Below are 14904 nucleotides of genomic sequence, written 5' to 3'. Positions count from 1 at the left end.
GCGCACGCCGCAAGCGTGCGCCGGCAGACCTCCAACGGTGATGCGACATGACTGAACAACCGGCTGTATTCACGCTGAAGCAGGGCACGCTGCCGCTGCTGATCTCGATTCCGCACGCAGGCACGTACATTCCCGACGACATCGCCGCGACGATGACGGCCGACGCGCGCTTCGTCGACGATTGCGACTGGCATCTCGAACGGCTGTATGGATTCGCGGCCGACCTCGGCGCATCGATCCTCGTACCGTCGCATGCGCGTTACGTCGTCGACCTGAACCGTCCGCCCGACAACGAGAACCTGTACCCGGGGCAGGACACGACGGGGCTCGTGCCGGTCGATACGTTCGACAAGGCGCCGCTGTATCCGGCGAGCGCGCTGCCCGGCAACGACGAGATCATGCGTCGCCGCGATCGCTACTGGCTGCCGTATCACGAGGCGCTGCAAGGCGAGGTCGCGCGACTGAAGCGCGAGCACGGCCGCGTGCTCGTGTGGGAAGCGCATTCGATCCGCTCGCACGTGCCGCGTTTCTTCGACGGCCGCCTGCCCGACTTCAACTTCGGCACGTCGAGCGGCGCGAGTGCCGCGCCGGGCCTGGCCGAGGCGCTGGCCGCGCGCGTGCTCGAACAGGGCGGCTATACGGCGGTCGCGAACGGGCGCTTCAAGGGCGGCTACATCACGCGTCACTACGGCGTGCCCGCTACCGGCGTCGAGGCCGTGCAGCTCGAGCTCTCGCAGATCACCTACATGGAAGAGACGCGTCCTTACGCGTATGACGAAGCACGTGCGGCGCGGATCGTGCCGCTATTGCAGACGCTCGTCGAAACCGCGCTCGCGCATCGCTGAACGCGGGCCGCACGGATGCGGCAGCGCGGCGGAACAGGTGCGTCACGGCCCGCCGGCGCACAGCATGCCGCACCGATGCAGTGCACAACACGGCATCGATCCACGGGATCGATGCCGTTTTTTTTCGTAGGGCTTTCGTCTGTTCGATGTCGTCATCGGCACCTGAAAATTTGACGCAATTTTTAGGTGATATAAGCTGAATGTCAGGAAGTCGTCACGCGCGCACCGGCGGCGGGGCCATCGATCGTGGCCGCACCGCGCCGGAATGCGCGGCGAGACACCTTGCCGACGTGTCGCCGCGCGGCATTGCCGCATGCGCTTGATCGCGACACGTGTCCTGCCTTCATCCGTCAGTCGAGTACGATCGTGAAAGCCGCCAGCCCTTCGATACGCCGGACGCGAAGTCCGTCGGCGGGCGCGCCGCCTCAGGCCGGGCCGTCCCGGCATGCTGATCGCGGCACGTGTGCCGCCTTTTTACGCGAGCCTCGTTTCTTCGCCCTTTCCCATCGCGGCCTGCGCCGCTTCAATCTCGTGTCCGCGCATGTGTTCAGCGCGGTGCAGTGCGACGGCAGCGCATCGTTGTTGCCCTAGCGTCGTTTTCCGTTTCCGTTCCGGGTCGCACCGCCTGTTGCCGCATCGTCCGCGCGGCAGGATCGCGCATGGACATGCGCCGCGTCATGGTGCGCGCGTGCGGCGCCGGCTCGAACCTTCAACGTCCCGCGTGCGAACGAGTCGCGCGCGATTACCGGAGAGCCGCCCATGCATGCGCGCCCGATCGTAGCCGTCACCGCCGACCGCATCCTGCGCGGTGTGCATCCGAACCATACGGCGGGGGAGAAGTACCTGGCCGCGCTCGTCGACGGTGCCGGTGCGCTTGCGTTCGTGCTGCCCGCGCTCGGCGCGCGCCAGCCGGCCGACGCGATCGTCGCGGCAGTCGACGGGTTGCTGTTCACCGGCAGCTATTCGAACGTCGAGCCGCATCATTACGGCGGCGCCGCGAGCGCGCCCGACACGCTGCATGACCCCGCGCGCGATGCGACCGCGCTGCCGCTGATCCGTGCGGCGATCGACGCGGGCGTGCCCGTGCTGGCGATCTGTCGCGGCATGCAGGAGCTGAACGTCGCTTACGGCGGCACGTTGCATCAGCGGCTGCACGCGACGACCGGCTTCGACGATCACCGCGAGCGGCCCGCCGATCCGCTCGAACGGCAGTACGGCCCGGCGCACGTCGTGCGGTTCGCGCCGGGCGGCCTGCTGCAGCGGGTCGCGCGCGGCGCGCACGAAGCGACGGTCAATTCGCTGCACGACCAGGGCATCGCGCAACTCGGCGCGGGGCTCGTCGTCGAAGCCAGTGCGCCCGACGGACTGATCGAGGCCGTCAGCGTGCGCGGCGCGCGCGCGTTCGCGCTCGGCGTGCAGTGGCATCCCGAATGGCGCTACGCGGAGCAGCCGCTGTCGCGCGACATCTTCGCGGCATTCGGCGCGGCGTGCCGCGCGCGCATGACGCATCGCATTCATGCGGCCGGCGGCGCGATGCCGTCGCCGGCCGCATCCGACGTCGACTGATAGAGGCCGATCATGCAACCCGAACTGAGCGAATTCCTGCGACAGCACCGCATCACCGAGGTCGAGGCGATCATTCCCGACATGGCCGGCATTGCGCGCGGCAAGATCATTCCGCGCAACAAGTTCGAATCCGGCGAATCGATGCGCCTGCCGCAGGCGGTGATGGTGCAGACCGTCACCGGCGACTATCCGGAGGACGGGACGCTCACCGGCGTGACCGACCCCGACATGGTGTGCGTGCCCGATTCGTCGACGATCTGCCTGATTCCGTGGGCCGTCGACCCGACCGCGCAGGTGATCCACGACTGCGTGCACTTCGACGGCTCGCCGGTCGAGATCTCGCCGCGCTATGTGTTGCGACGCGTGCTCGACCTGTACAAGGCGAAGGGCTGGCAGCCGGTCGTTGCACCCGAGCTCGAGTTCTATCTCGTCGACATGAACGCCGATCCCGACTTGCCGCTGCGTCCGCCCGTCGGCCGCACCGGGCGTGCGGAGACCGGCCGGCAGTCGTATTCGATCGAGGCCGTGAACGAGTTCGATTCGCTGTTCGAGGACATCTACGAATACTGCGAGATGCAGGGGCTCGATATCGAGACGCTGATTCACGAGGTCGGTGCCGCGCAGATGGAAATCAACTTCGTGCATGGCGACGCGCTGTCGCTGGCCGACCAGGTGTTCCTGTTCAAGCGCACCGTGCGCGAGGCGGCGCTGCGCCACAACATGTACGCGACCTTCATGGCGAAGCCGATGCAGGACGAGCCGGGCTCGGCGATGCACATCCACCAGAGCCTGGCCGACGCGCGCACGGGGCGCAACCTGTTCTCCAACGAGGACGGTACGGTGTCGCCGATGTTCCATAGCTATCTCGCGGGGCTGCAGAAGTACACGCCGGCGCTGATGCCGATCTTCGCGCCGTACATCAACTCGTATCGCCGCCTGTCGCGCTTCATGGCCGCGCCGATCAACGTGCAGTGGGGCTACGACAACCGCACGGTCGGTTTCCGCATTCCGCAGTCAGGCGCGTCGGCGCGCCGTATCGAGAACCGGATCCCGGGCGTCGACTGCAATCCGTACCTCGCGTTCGCCGCGACGCTCGCGGCCGGCTATCTCGGCCTGATCCAGCAGCTCGCACCGACCGAGCCGATCGCGTCGGACGGCTATAACCTGCCGTACCAGCTGCCGCGCAATCTCGAGGAGGGCATCTCGCTGATGGCGGCCTGCACGCCGCTGGCCGGCATTCTCGGCGACAAGTTCGTGAAGGCCTATCTGGCGCTGAAGGACACCGAATACGAAGCGTTCTTCCGCGTGATCAGCTCGTGGGAGCGCAGGCATTTGCTGCTGCACGTCTGAGCGTGCGGCACGGTTTTCCGGAGGAAACATGACCGATAGAAATGACGCTGTATCGCCGCAATCGACCGCGGATTATCGTGCGCTCGACGCCGCGCACCACATCCACCCGTTCTCCGACATGGGTGCGCTGAACCGCGCGGGCAGCCGCGTGATCGTGAAGGCCGACGGCGTCTACCTGTGGGACTCGGACGGCAACAAGGTGATCGACGGGATGGCCGGTCTCTGGTGCGTGAACGTCGGCTACGGCCGCAAGGAACTCGCCGACGCCGCGTATCGCCAGATCCAGGAACTGCCGTTCTACAACACGTTCTTCAAGACCACGCACCCGCCGGTGATCGAGCTCTCCGCGATGCTCGCGGAAGTTACGCCGGCCGGTTTCAACCACTTCTTCTATTGCAACAGCGGCTCGGAAGGCAACGACACCGTGCTGCGCCTCGTGCACCAGTACTGGCGCGCGCAGGGCCAGCCGCAGAAGAAATACGTGATCTCGCGCAAGAACGGCTATCACGGCTCGACGATCGCCGGCGGCACGCTCGGCGGGATGGGCTACATGCACGAGCAGATGCCGTCGAAGGTCGAGCACATCGTGCACATCGACCAGCCGTATTTCTTCGGCGAAGCAGCGGCCGGCGAAACGCCGGAAGCATTCGGCCTGGCGCGCGCGCAGCAGCTCGAAGCGAAGATCCTCGAACTCGGCGCGGAGAACGTCGCGGCGTTCATCGGCGAGCCGTTCCAGGGCGCGGGCGGCGTGATCTTCCCGCCGTCGACGTACTGGCCGGAAATCCAGCGGATCTGCCGCAAGTACGACATCCTGCTGGTGGCCGACGAAGTGATCGGCGGCTTCGGCCGCACCGGCGAATGGTTCGCACACCAACACTTCGGTTTCGAACCCGACCTCATCACGATGGCCAAGGGCCTCACGTCGGGCTACGTGCCGATGGGGGCCGTCGGCATTCACGAACGCGTGGCGCGACCGATCATCGACAACGGCGAATTCAACCACGGCCTCACGTACTCGGGCCATCCGGTGGCGGCGGCCGTCGCGGTCGCGAACCTGAAGCTGCTGCGCGACGAAGGGATCGTCGAGCGCGTGAAGAACGATATCGGGCCGTATTTCCAGCGCCGGCTGCGCGATGCGCTGGGCGACCATCCGATCGTCGGGGAGATTGCGGGAGCAGGGCTGGTCGCGGGCGTTCAGCTTGCGCGCGACCGGGAGCGGCGTGAGCGGTTCGGTGCGAACGTCGATATCGGCACGATCTGCCGTGACTTCTGCTTCAACGGCAACCTGATCATGCGTGCGACCGGCGACCGGATGCTGCTGTCGCCGCCGCTCGTGATTCGCGAGGCGGAGGTCGATGAGATCGTCGACAAGGCAAAGCGCGCGTTCGATGCAACGGCGGAGCGGGTAGGGCGCGCGGGGTAAGTAAGCCGGCGCAGCATCGCGTGCTGCGCCGAGGAGCAAGCGCGACGCCAAAACGAAAAGGCCCTGCGTCGTGAGACGCAGGGCCTTGAATTCTTTGGTGGGCGGTACTGGGATCGAACCAGTGACCCCTGCCGTGTGAAGGCAGTGCTAGACCCAATAGCGGCGGTCTTCTCCGCCAGTTTTTGCGCCCGAGGGACTCATACGGGACGCAAAGTCATGGGTGCCATCGTCAAACGAGTTGCCAAAAACGCGGACGTAACATATCAGGCGAAGATTCGCCGCAAGAACTGTCCGACTCAGTCGAAGACCTTCCAGAACAAAAAGGACGCGGAGAAGTGGATGCGGGCCGCTGAGGCGGCGCTCGACCGTGGGGAGCTACCGACCGCCTGCCAAGGCGAAGCCGGACGGCCTGCACACCATCGCGGACATTCTGCGGCGCTACCGGGATACGGTGTGTAACGACCACAAGGGCGGCTGGATTGAAGTATTGAAAATCAACATTTGGCTGCGGCAGAGCTTTTCGAAGACTCCGTTGGCTGAACTGTCGCCGTCAATGATGGCCGCGTGGCGGGACGATCGCCTGAAGGAGGTGAAGCCCGCCTCCTGCGCGCGGGAGATGAACCTCCTGTTCGCGGCGATCAATAAGGCACGGACGGAGTGGGGTTGCACGATCCCGGACTGTAAGGTGGCTCGGCCGAAAAGCCCGCCGCACCGTGAACGCGTTCTAGAAGACGATGAGGAAGTCGTGCTGCTGACTTCTGCACGAGCGTCCGTGAATTCGCATTTGGCGCCGGCCATCGAGTTCGCGTTAGCTACGGCTATGCGGGCTGGCGAAATCATCGGTCTGCGCTGGGCGGATGTCGACCGGCAGCGGCGCGTCTGCCGCATTCGGGAGGCGAAGAACGGGCATCCGCGCGACGTACCGCTTTCGTCCAAGGCGCTTGCCGCACTGGAGTCAATCGAGCGGGACGAGGAGCGCGTTTTCTCGCGGCTAACCTCAGACACGCTCAAACACTTGTTTGCGCGGCTCACGAAGCGCTGCGAACTCGATAACCTCCGCTTCCACGACCTCCGGCATACGGCGATCACGCGTTACGCCCGACTGGGCATGAACCCGATCCAACTAGCGGTGATCAGCGGCCACAAGGATATTCGCATGCTGGCGCGCTATACGCACCTGAAGGCGGAAGAGTTGGTTGGTGCGATGGGGTGATGTAGTCGTGTAAATGTTGTGCGGCTCAGGTCTGGTCGATCTGGCCGCGCTGCTCAGTCTGTCCGAGAAAGGCAAGCAAAGGTAAGCTACCGAAGATCATTACTCGGACGTCAATCATGACCGCGCACCTTCTCAACGGTATTGGTTTGTTTGCCAATATGACGGGCGTTGCCTTGGCCTTCTTTTTTGGCTTTCCTCAACCAGATCACCGGGAAGGCGATTTTCTAATGGCGACCGACGCCACGGTGATGCCTGACGGTCTAACTGTTGGCGAACACAACAAGCAGAAACTAAGGCGAAAACTGATCTACAAAATTATGTCCCTGGTGGCACTTGGGTTGATGTTCGCAGGCTTTGCCGCGCAGTTCGCTGCGCTTAGGTTCGAGTAACAGATAGGGTGAGGCTTACTTCTCATCGTTGCGGGTCTTTGCTGTTACTTCCTGCCGACCATCATCGCGATCGTTCGCGGTCATCATAACCAGAATGCCATTGCGGTGCTCAACACGTGTCTCGGCTGGACGCTCGTCGGTTGGGTCGCGTCGCTCGTTTGGGCGCTGACCGTCGTCAGCAAAGTGGAGTAGGGCGGTAAGGGCCGCGCCCGAATGCATCGCAGCGCGGCGATTTTCACATATCGTCGATCGAGAGGAACGGCGAGAATTTTTCCGGTATCACGTCCAACTGCTTCTGAAACCATTCGTTCAGCTCCAGCCACCTATCTCCGAACTGTTGTCGGGACTCGTCCGATAGAACCAATGCTTGCATCGATATAGATATGCTGCGCAGACGGCCCGCATTTCTATATATTTCGTCCAGGTAGTCGGCAATGTCTTTACTCAGTAGAAACCGCGTTCCGCGAGTCTTGGCGATGAAATCGTTCATCTCCTCAAGGTCCGCGTTGCCCTTCGTGGCGACTCTGGCAACAAACGTCATCGCGGCTTCGTGCACGGCGAACCGCTTATCGAACCGATCGAGCTTCAGCTTGTTCCGGTTTATGCGCACCTGCTGCCACGCGATCCAGCCGCCGAATATTGCGATGATCGGCGTCAGCGCGGCTGCGCTCGCCTGTATCACGGTAGTCCACCCCGACTGAAGATCACCCGCCATCGCAACCCCGCTGTTAGTGTTTTCGGCGAATATTTTGCCATTACAACAGCGTGGCGCGAGACGTTTCAGCACCATACGTGGTGTGGAGCTTGCTGACGCTTCGCTTTTGTAGTGAACTTCGAGCACGCCACCATGTTTGGAAAACTATGACCGTCAAAGCACTTAGCCGCGAGCAGACGCGACGCGGAATTGAAAAACTGAAGCGCCGTATTCGAGAGCTTGATGAGATCGACCTGAACTCCATTACGGAAGCTGGCGATCCTTCGATTACGGCTGTCGAGGGGAAGGTGCAGCAGACGTTAAGTGAACTACTAACGTCGGGTGAGTGGCAACGCTTTCGACCGGGTGCACTGATTGATATCGAGTTCCGCATGAAGTACAACCTCGATCGGCACGACCTTGTGCGTAGTCTCGCAAAGAACATTGATCGGGCGCGCACGAACCTCAACACGATTATCGACCTGTTCGAAGAGCGATTGCAGGACGGGGAGGACTCTCCCGAAGAGCAAGCGCAACGCGTGTTTGGCGCGGCCAACTGGCATCCGCAAATTGCGCTGCATTGCACGAAGCTTTTCGAGGATGGACACTACGCGGAAGCGGTCGAGGCCGCGTGCAAAGTGCTTGAGCTATTGGTCAAGACACGCGCTCTAAAGGACGACGGTAGCGGTACTGGTTTGATGCAGGCAGTCTTCAACTCCAATAAACCGATACTGAAGTTCAACGACCAACAGAACGATAGCGAGCGTAGCGAGCAGATGGGAATGATGTACCTGTACGCCGGGGCGATGGCCGCGATCCGCAACCCGCGTGCTCATGGGTTGATGAAGGATCATCCGGAGCAGGCGCTGGAGTACCTACTGTTCATCAATATGCTGGCGAAAGCGCTCGAACGTACATCGGTGGTCTGACTAGGGCTTTATTCGAGCGCGGCAACGACCACCTTGTTAGCCGCGAGCCTCGCGGCCGGGTTCGTCTTCTTTGACGCGCCAGCGCCAGTAGTGATCCGGCTTTACCCAAACGACCGTGGTTTCGGTAATGGATTTGAAGGCGTTAAGTACCGCTGTGCCGACGACCAGATTTCCATCGGCGTTTTCGCGAAGAAGTGCGTCGGTCTTTGCCTTCACCAAATGATCAACAACGTCATCTTGGTAGATGCAGCCGTCTCGCTCAAGCTGCGCGAGCATCCACTTTGCTGTTGCGGCCGCGTCCGTCATTGCGTGTTCTCGATAGATTTCAGCGACTCTTCGGGAAAATCCCCGGACTCCAATTTTTTGCCGGCGAACCACTGGCACCAGTATCGCGGGCTTGCCGGACTAGGCGTTGATTTAACAGTCATTTCCGGGCCGCCGGATTTCAGTTGAACGATGTCGCCAACCTTGAATTTGAGAGCCATTGTTATTCCCCCGATTTGGTCCGTCACTTTTATACACCACAGGTGACTGTGAGTCGAGGAACGGGCCGTGTAGGGCGGCGAGACTGCCGCACGCGTCCTCCGGGGTAAACTTACGGAGCCTGACCGGTCCCGGTCAGGCGTAACCAACCCGAAGGTGCAGGACCTGACGGGCTGCAGGCGGGACTCGAACTGTCCCGCGACGCTGCTGGAAGATGGGCGTGGAAAAGAAAAAAGGGCTTACGCATCTCTGCATAAACCCTTTAATTTCCGGCACTTCTGCCTTGAATTCTTTGGTGGGCGGTACTGGGATCGAACCAGTGACCCCTGCCGTGTGAAGGCAGTGCTCTACCGCTGAGCTAACCGCCCAAAGAAGCTGAAATTATGTCAGGGCTTTGAGGGTCTGTAAAGCACTTTCTGCAAATATTTTTCAGATACCCACGCATACCTGCCAACCGGCCGTGCGCTCAGCCCGCGAGCGCGGGCAGCGCGTCGATCGACGCGCGCACGTAATCCGCGAAGCGCAGCGCAACCGGCTCGATGGTGCCGCTGCGCTTCAGCGCGAGCGTGCGCGATTCGAGCGACGCATCCTTCAGCGGCCGGAACGCGAGCCGCTCGCTCTTTACCCGCTGCAGCACGCGCGGCACCAGCGCGACACCCATTCCGAACTCGATCATCGACAGGATCGTCTGCCACAGCCGTGCCTCGTGGCGGATCAGCGGACTGAAGCCGGCATTCACGCACTGCGCGATGATCAGGTCGTGATAGTGCGGCGCCGCTTCGCGCGGGAACAGGATGAACGGTTCCGCGGCCAGCGCGGCGAGCGCGACCTGCCTGCGCTTCGCGAGCGGATGCGCGGCCGGCAGGCAGCACACGAACGGTTCCGCATAGACGGGCGTCGATTCGACCTCGGGCGGGAAGTGGCCCCAGTGCGCGTAGCCGAGATCGATCTGGCCGCGCTGGATCGCCTGCACCTGCGCCTGCGTGTTCATTTCGCTCAGCACGACTTCGACGCCGGGATAGTCGGCCTCGAAGCGTCGCACGGCATCGGGCAGCCCGCGATACAGCATCGAATGAACGAAGCCGATCCGCAGCCGGCCCGCGAGCCCCGACGCGGAGCGCACCGTCAGGCGTTCGGCCTCGGCCGCCTGCAGCAGCAGCCGGCGCGCTTCGCCGAGCAGCACCTCGCCCGCGTTGGTCAGCGCGACGGTCTTGTTGGTGCGCGAGAACAACTGCACGCCGAGCGCATCCTCGAACTTGCGGATGTCGAAACTCAGCGCCGGCTGCGAGATGAACAGGCGCTTCGCCGCGCGCCCGAAATGCAGCTCCTCGGCGACCGCCACGAAGTAGCGCAACTGCCTCAGTTCCATGGTGTCTCCTCGCGGCGTCGGCATCGATAAGCGATATCTATCGTACCGGATAAATCCTGTATTGGACGCTTATCGATCGCACGCCTACGCTCTGCGGAAGGCTTTGCACGGGACTGGCCGGGCGCCGCGGCGCCGGGCCCAGCCGACGTGCAGGCAACCCAGGAGACACACGCATGCACGACACCGCTCGCACGCCGGACACCGGCGCATCCAATATCCCCGACAGCCGGGGCATCAATTTCTTCACCATCGATCCCGATCTCGGCGCGTTGCTGAAGCTGCATCTCGGCGAGGCCCGCTATGCCGAGCTCGAGCCGCAACTGCGCGCGCTCGGCGCACGCGTGTCGGGCGAACTCGACGAATGGGCGTCGCGCGCGGACAAGCACCCGCCCGTGCTCGAGCATCGCAACCGGCGCGGTGAGGCCGTGCAGCGGATCGACAAGGATCCCGCGTATGTCGCGCTCGAACGCGTCGCGTATGCCGAGCTCGGGCTTGCGTCGCTGAGCCACGGGGCCGAATCGGTGCCGCCGCTCGTCAAGTACGCGCTGACGTTCCTGTTCGTGCAGGCGGAATTCGGGCTGTGCTGCCCGGTCAGCATGACCGATTCGCTGACGCGCACGCTGCGCCGTTTCGGCGATCCGGCGCTCGTCGCGCGTTACCTGCCGATGCTCGCGTCACGCGATTTCGACACGCTGTACCAGGGCGCGATGTTCATGACCGAACAGGCGGCGGGCTCCGACGTCGGCCGGATCGCGACGCGGGCGACGCCCGAGACCGGCGCGCACGGCGAGACCGTCTGGCGCCTGACCGGCGACAAATGGTTCTGCTCGAACGCGGATGCCGAACTCGCGATGGTGCTCGCGCGGCCCGACGGCGCGCCGGACGGCATCAAGGGCCTGGCGCTGTTCCTGCTGCCGAAGACGCTGCCGGACGGCACGCGCAACCGCTACCGGATCGTGCGCCTGAAGGACAAGCTCGGCAGCCGTTCGATGGCGAGCGGCGAGATCGCGCTCGAAGGCGCGCAGGCGTACCTGATCGGCGAGATCGGCCGCGGCTTTCACCAGATGGCCGACATGATCAACATGTCGCGGCTGTCGAACGGCGTGCGCGCGGCGGGGCTGATGCGGCGCGCGCTGAACGAGGCGCTGCACGTCGCCGCGCACCGCGAGGCCTTCGGCCGCAAGCTGATCGAGATGCCGCTGATGCAGCGCCAGTTGCTGAAGATGCTGCTGCCGGCCGAGGCCGCGCGCGCGATGTTCATGCAGATCGCGCTGCTGCTGCCGCAGGCCGATGCGGGCGACGAGCAGGCCGCGCGCTGCGTGCGGATCCTGACGCCGCTGATCAAGTTCCGCGCGTGCCGCGATGCGCGGCGCGTGACGGGCGATGCGATGGAAGTGCGCGGCGGCACTGGCTACATCGAGGAGTGGAGCGACGCGCGCATCGTGCGCGATGCGCATCTCGGCTCGATCTGGGAAGGTACGAGCAACATCGTCGCGCTCGACGTCGCGCGGGCCGCGCAGCGCGAGCACGCGCTCGATGCGCTGCGCGCGTTCCTCGGCGACCGCCTCGGCGCGGCGCCGCTGCCCGATGCGAGCCGCGCGGCGCTGCGGCGCATCCTCGCGCGCGCCTGCGACGCGCTCGCGCGGGTCGCTGACGAAGGCGACGACGCGCGCGTGCGGCAGGCCGCGTCCGCGCTGTACTACGCGAGCGCGGCCGTGCTGATGGCGTGCGAGGGCGTGCGGCTCGCGCCGGATTTCCGGCGGCTCGCGCTCGCGCATCTGGTCGTGCGCCACAAGCTGCTGCCAGACGATCCGCTCGCGCCGGCATCGCGCGACGACGAATCGGCCGCGTACGACGCACTGCTGCGCGGCACGCCGATCGCGCTCGATACCGCGCTCGACCTGCTGCCGGAGGTCGAACGATGAGCACGACGCGTGGTGCACTGGACGGCCTGAAGGTCGTCGACCTGAGCCGCGTGCTCGGCGGCCCGTACTGCACGCAGGCGCTCGCCGACCACGGCGCGACGGTGGTCAAGATCGAGCCGCCGGACGGCGACGAGACGCGCGGCTGGGGGCCGCCGTTCCTCGGCGATACCGCGTGGTATTTCATGGGCGTGAACCGCAACAAGGAAGGGCTCGCGCTCGACCTGTCGCGCGACGAGGGGCGCGCGATCCTGTGGCGCCTGCTTGAAGAGGCCGACGTGCTCGTCGAGAACTTCAAGCCCGGCACGCTCGCGCGCTGGGGGATGGACTACGCGCGCGACCTGCAGCCGCGCTTCCCGCGCCTGATCCACTGCGCGGTGACGGGCTTCGGCGAAGGCGGCCCGCTCGGCGGGCTGCCCGGCTACGACGCGGTGATCCAGGCGATGGCGGGGCTGATGAGCGTCAACGGCGAGCGCGACGGCGACGCCACGCGCATCGGTCTGCCGATCGTCGACATGGTCACGGGCCTCAACGCGTTGGCCGGCATCCTGCTGGCGCTCGCGGAGCGCGAGAAGAGCGGGCAAGGGCAGTCGATCGACATCGCGCTGTACGACTGCGGCGTGTCGCTGCTGCATCCGCACCTGCCGAACTTCTTCGGTTCCGGGCGCGTGCCGGCGCGCAGCGGCAACGCGCATCCGAACATCGCGCCGTATGACAGCTACCGTACGGCGACCGCGCCGATCTTCCTCGCGATCGGCAACGACCGGCAATTCGCGCGGCTCGTCGCGCATCTCGGCGTGCCGGCGCTCGCCGGCGATCCGCGTTTCGTCGACAACCGCAGCCGCTGCGCACACCGTCCCGAGCTGAAGGCCGAACTGGAAGCACGGCTCGCCGAGCACGCCTGCGAGCCGCTCGCACGCGACCTGATGGCGGCCGGCGTGCCGTGCGGGCCGGTGCGCACGGTGGCCGACGTCGCGCACGATCCGCATGCGCTGCACCGGAACCTGTTCGTCGAGATCGGCGGCTATCGCGGCACGGCGTCGCCGGTGAAGCTGTCGCGCACGCCGGCCACCTATCGTTCGCCGCCGCCCGCACTGGGCGGCGATACGCGCGCGGTGCTCGAGCGCCTTGGCGTCGATCCCGCGCTCCAGCAGCAACTGCTCGACGCCGGCGTACTGAGGGAGGCTCCCGGCTAGGCGCCCCGACTGACACGACGCCGCCGGCCGGCGGCGCGATGCCGGCCACCCGGGAAAGGCGCGCGACAGTCGCGCCCCCGACACACCAACATGGAGACATCGATGAGCCGCCAGACATCCCCGACCGCCGCGCCGCAACTGCGGCCCGGCCGCGCCGCCTTCGCGGCGTTCGTCGGCACCACGATCGAGTGGTACGACTTCTACATCTACGGCACGGCCGCTGCGCTCGTGTTCGGCAAGGTGTTCTTTGCGAGCACGATGGATCCCGGCGTCGCGACGCTGCTGGCGTTCGTCACGTTCTGGGCCGGCTTCGCCGCGCGGCCGCTCGGCGGCATCGTGTTCGGACATCTCGGCGATCGCGTCGGCCGCAAGACCGCGCTCGTGATCACGCTGGTGATGATGGGGCTGGCGACGACCGGCATCGGCCTGTTGCCCGGCTATGCGCAGATCGGCGTCTGGGCGCCGGCCGGCCTCGTCGTGCTGCGCGTGCTGCAGGGCATCGCGGTCGGCGGCGAGTGGGGCGGCGCGGTGCTGATCGCGAGCGAGAACGCGCCGAAGCATCGCAGCATCCTGTATGCGGCGTTCGCGCAGCAGGGCTCGCCCACCGGCAACCTGCTGGCCACGGCCGCGTTCTTCGCGCTGAGCGCGCTGCCCACCCCGTCGTTCCTGATGTGGGGCTGGCGCATTCCGTTCCTGCTGTCGGCCGTGCTCGTGATCATCGGCATGGTGATCCGGCTGAAGCTCGAAGAGTCGGCCGACATGCAGCGCGTGCTCGCGCGCAAGCGCACCGTGAAGCTGCCGCTGCGCGATGTCGTGCGCGATCACTGGGTCGTCGTGCTGCTCGCGGCCGGCACGCTGCCGGTGATCAACGTCACGTACTTCCGCAGCACGTTCGCGCTGTCGTGGGCGACCAAGGAACTCGGTTACGCGCAGGGCACGTTCCTCGGCATCCTGTCGATCTCGCTCGTCGTGCAGTTCCTGATGCAGCCGGTCGGCGCATGGTTCGTGTCGAAGGTCGACATGCGCCGCGCGATGTGCTGGATCCTGATTCCGGAAATCGTGCTGATGCCCGTGATGTTCCATGCGCTCGCAACGCGCTCGTACTGGGTGGCCGTCGCGGGCATGTGCATCTCGACGATTCCGTCGGCGATGTTCTATGGCGCGGTCGGCGGCGTGCTCGCGCGCGTGTTTCCGGCCAACATCCGCTACACGGGCCTGTCGCTTGCGTACCAGTTGAGCGCGCTCGTCGTCGGCGGCGGCACGCCGGTGCTCGCGCAGGCGATCCTCAATTCGACCGGCAGCATCGTCGGCGTCGCGGTCGCATCGGGGCTTTACGCGCTCGTGTCGCTCGTGTGCATGCTGGCGCTGCTGAATCGCACCGGGTATCGCGCGGACGAACTGTCGACGGCCGAACGCAGCGACGCGGCCGAATGGGGTATGGAAGGCGCCGCCGCCGACACCCCGGCCGGTGCGGTCCCGCCGCCGGACGATCGCGGCACGCTGAAGCCGGTGGGTTGAATCGGGC

At 65.2% G+C, this 14904-nt stretch carries 15 protein-coding genes and 1 tRNA gene; 11 read left to right on the top strand and 5 right to left on the bottom strand.

Annotation, left to right across the window (positions count from 1 at the left end):
- The first annotated feature begins 47 nt into the window (after positions 1-47).
- The 7 genes from hutG (at position 48) to LGM89_RS21600 (ending at position 6978) form a co-directional block, all read left to right on the top strand.
- On the top strand, positions 48-845 hold the full coding sequence (gene hutG, locus LGM89_RS21630; RefSeq protein WP_226273829.1) for an N-formylglutamate deformylase: 798 nt from the start codon (positions 48-50) through the stop codon (positions 843-845).
- Between the two features lie 759 nt (positions 846-1604).
- On the top strand, positions 1605-2411 hold the full coding sequence (locus LGM89_RS21625) for a gamma-glutamyl-gamma-aminobutyrate hydrolase family protein (RefSeq protein WP_089495180.1): 807 nt from the start codon (positions 1605-1607) through the stop codon (positions 2409-2411).
- A 12-nt stretch (positions 2412-2423) separates the two neighbouring features.
- Positions 2424-3761 (top strand): glutamine synthetase family protein, encoded by a 1338-nt coding sequence (locus LGM89_RS21620; RefSeq protein ID WP_226273828.1) that lies wholly within the window; start codon positions 2424-2426, stop codon positions 3759-3761.
- Between the two features lie 28 nt (positions 3762-3789).
- Positions 3790-5184: an aspartate aminotransferase family protein gene (locus LGM89_RS21615; RefSeq protein ID WP_226273827.1), complete on the top strand. Its 1395-nt coding sequence runs from the start codon at positions 3790-3792 to the stop codon at positions 5182-5184.
- 367 nt (positions 5185-5551) lie between these two features.
- Positions 5552-6397, top strand: coding sequence for a tyrosine-type recombinase/integrase (locus LGM89_RS21610; protein WP_226273826.1), 846 nt, complete (start codon positions 5552-5554; stop codon positions 6395-6397).
- 116 nt (positions 6398-6513) lie between these two features.
- Positions 6514-6786: a hypothetical protein gene (locus LGM89_RS21605; RefSeq protein WP_226273825.1), complete on the top strand. Its 273-nt coding sequence runs from the start codon at positions 6514-6516 to the stop codon at positions 6784-6786.
- Positions 6787-6810: 24 nt separating this feature from the next.
- The gene (locus tag LGM89_RS21600) at positions 6811-6978 is read left to right on the top strand and encodes a superinfection immunity protein (protein ID WP_226273859.1); all 168 of its coding nucleotides are present in this window, start codon (positions 6811-6813) and stop codon (positions 6976-6978) included.
- Positions 6979-7021: 43 nt separating this feature from the next.
- Here LGM89_RS21600 and LGM89_RS21595 read toward each other — a convergent pair whose 3' ends face one another.
- Positions 7022-7627 (bottom strand): hypothetical protein, encoded by a 606-nt coding sequence (locus tag LGM89_RS21595; protein ID WP_226273824.1) that lies wholly within the window; start codon positions 7625-7627, stop codon positions 7022-7024.
- Positions 7628-7647: 20 nt separating this feature from the next.
- Here LGM89_RS21595 and LGM89_RS21590 point away from each other — a divergent pair, with 20 nt between their 5' ends.
- Positions 7648-8409 (top strand): TIGR02391 family protein, encoded by a 762-nt coding sequence (locus tag LGM89_RS21590; RefSeq protein ID WP_226273823.1) that lies wholly within the window; start codon positions 7648-7650, stop codon positions 8407-8409.
- Positions 8410-8445: 36 nt separating this feature from the next.
- Here the strand turns inward: LGM89_RS21590 and LGM89_RS21585 are convergent, their stop codons facing one another.
- The 4 genes from LGM89_RS21585 to LGM89_RS21570 all read right to left on the bottom strand — a co-directional run bounded on the left by LGM89_RS21585 (position 8446) and on the right by LGM89_RS21570 (position 10261).
- The gene (locus LGM89_RS21585; protein ID WP_226273822.1) at positions 8446-8715 is read right to left on the bottom strand and encodes a DUF6953 family protein; all 270 of its coding nucleotides are present in this window, start codon (positions 8713-8715) and stop codon (positions 8446-8448) included.
- The gene (locus LGM89_RS21580; protein ID WP_226273821.1) at positions 8712-8894 is read right to left on the bottom strand and encodes a YodC family protein; all 183 of its coding nucleotides are present in this window, start codon (positions 8892-8894) and stop codon (positions 8712-8714) included. The genes LGM89_RS21585 and LGM89_RS21580 overlap by 4 nt, the downstream gene beginning before the upstream one ends.
- A gap of 291 nt (positions 8895-9185) precedes the next feature.
- Positions 9186-9260, bottom strand: a tRNA-Val gene (locus LGM89_RS21575).
- Positions 9261-9358: 98 nt separating this feature from the next.
- Positions 9359-10261, bottom strand: coding sequence for a LysR family transcriptional regulator (locus LGM89_RS21570; protein ID WP_226273820.1), 903 nt, complete (start codon positions 10259-10261; stop codon positions 9359-9361).
- Between the two features lie 173 nt (positions 10262-10434).
- On the opposite strand from LGM89_RS21570, the gene LGM89_RS21565 reads away from it, so the two are divergent.
- From LGM89_RS21565 to LGM89_RS21555, 3 genes are all read left to right on the top strand, one after another.
- Positions 10435-12186: an acyl-CoA dehydrogenase family protein gene (locus tag LGM89_RS21565; protein WP_226273819.1), complete on the top strand. Its 1752-nt coding sequence runs from the start codon at positions 10435-10437 to the stop codon at positions 12184-12186.
- Positions 12183-13379 (top strand): CaiB/BaiF CoA transferase family protein, encoded by a 1197-nt coding sequence (locus tag LGM89_RS21560; protein ID WP_226273818.1) that lies wholly within the window; start codon positions 12183-12185, stop codon positions 13377-13379. The genes LGM89_RS21565 and LGM89_RS21560 overlap by 4 nt, the downstream gene beginning before the upstream one ends.
- A 102-nt stretch (positions 13380-13481) precedes the next feature.
- Positions 13482-14897: an MFS transporter gene (locus tag LGM89_RS21555; protein ID WP_226273817.1), complete on the top strand. Its 1416-nt coding sequence runs from the start codon at positions 13482-13484 to the stop codon at positions 14895-14897.
- Positions 14898-14904 lie beyond the last annotated feature (7 nt).

Source organism: Burkholderia sp. AU31624, assembly GCF_020420065.1.
In the GTDB taxonomy this organism is placed as follows: domain Bacteria; phylum Pseudomonadota; class Gammaproteobacteria; order Burkholderiales; family Burkholderiaceae; genus Burkholderia.
The sequence above is the reverse complement of the archived record's forward strand: the minus strand, read 5'-3'. Positions and strand labels throughout refer to the sequence as shown.

Excerpts from the sequence above, each read along its gene's own strand:
- LGM89_RS21560 (WP_226273818.1), top strand. The coding sequence starts at position 12,183 with ATGAGCACGACGCGTGGTGCACTGGACGGCCTGAAGGTCGTCGACCTG.
- LGM89_RS21565 (WP_226273819.1), top strand. The coding sequence starts at position 10,435 with ATGCACGACACCGCTCGCACGCCGGACACCGGCGCATCCAATATCCCC.
- hutG (WP_226273829.1), top strand. The coding sequence starts at position 48 with ATGACTGAACAACCGGCTGTATTCACGCTGAAGCAGGGCACGCTGCCG.
- LGM89_RS21590 (WP_226273823.1), top strand. The coding sequence starts at position 7,648 with ATGACCGTCAAAGCACTTAGCCGCGAGCAGACGCGACGCGGAATTGAA.
- LGM89_RS21580 (WP_226273821.1), bottom strand. The coding sequence starts at position 8,894 with ATGGCTCTCAAATTCAAGGTTGGCGACATCGTTCAACTGAAATCCGGC.
- LGM89_RS21585 (WP_226273822.1), bottom strand. The coding sequence starts at position 8,715 with ATGACGGACGCGGCCGCAACAGCAAAGTGGATGCTCGCGCAGCTTGAG.
- LGM89_RS21555 (WP_226273817.1), top strand. The coding sequence starts at position 13,482 with ATGAGCCGCCAGACATCCCCGACCGCCGCGCCGCAACTGCGGCCCGGC.
- LGM89_RS21570 (WP_226273820.1), bottom strand. The coding sequence starts at position 10,261 with ATGGAACTGAGGCAGTTGCGCTACTTCGTGGCGGTCGCCGAGGAGCTG.
- LGM89_RS21620 (WP_226273828.1), top strand. The coding sequence starts at position 2,424 with ATGCAACCCGAACTGAGCGAATTCCTGCGACAGCACCGCATCACCGAG.
- LGM89_RS21625 (WP_089495180.1), top strand. The coding sequence starts at position 1,605 with ATGCATGCGCGCCCGATCGTAGCCGTCACCGCCGACCGCATCCTGCGC.
- LGM89_RS21605 (WP_226273825.1), top strand. The coding sequence starts at position 6,514 with ATGACCGCGCACCTTCTCAACGGTATTGGTTTGTTTGCCAATATGACG.
- LGM89_RS21615 (WP_226273827.1), top strand. The coding sequence starts at position 3,790 with ATGACCGATAGAAATGACGCTGTATCGCCGCAATCGACCGCGGATTAT.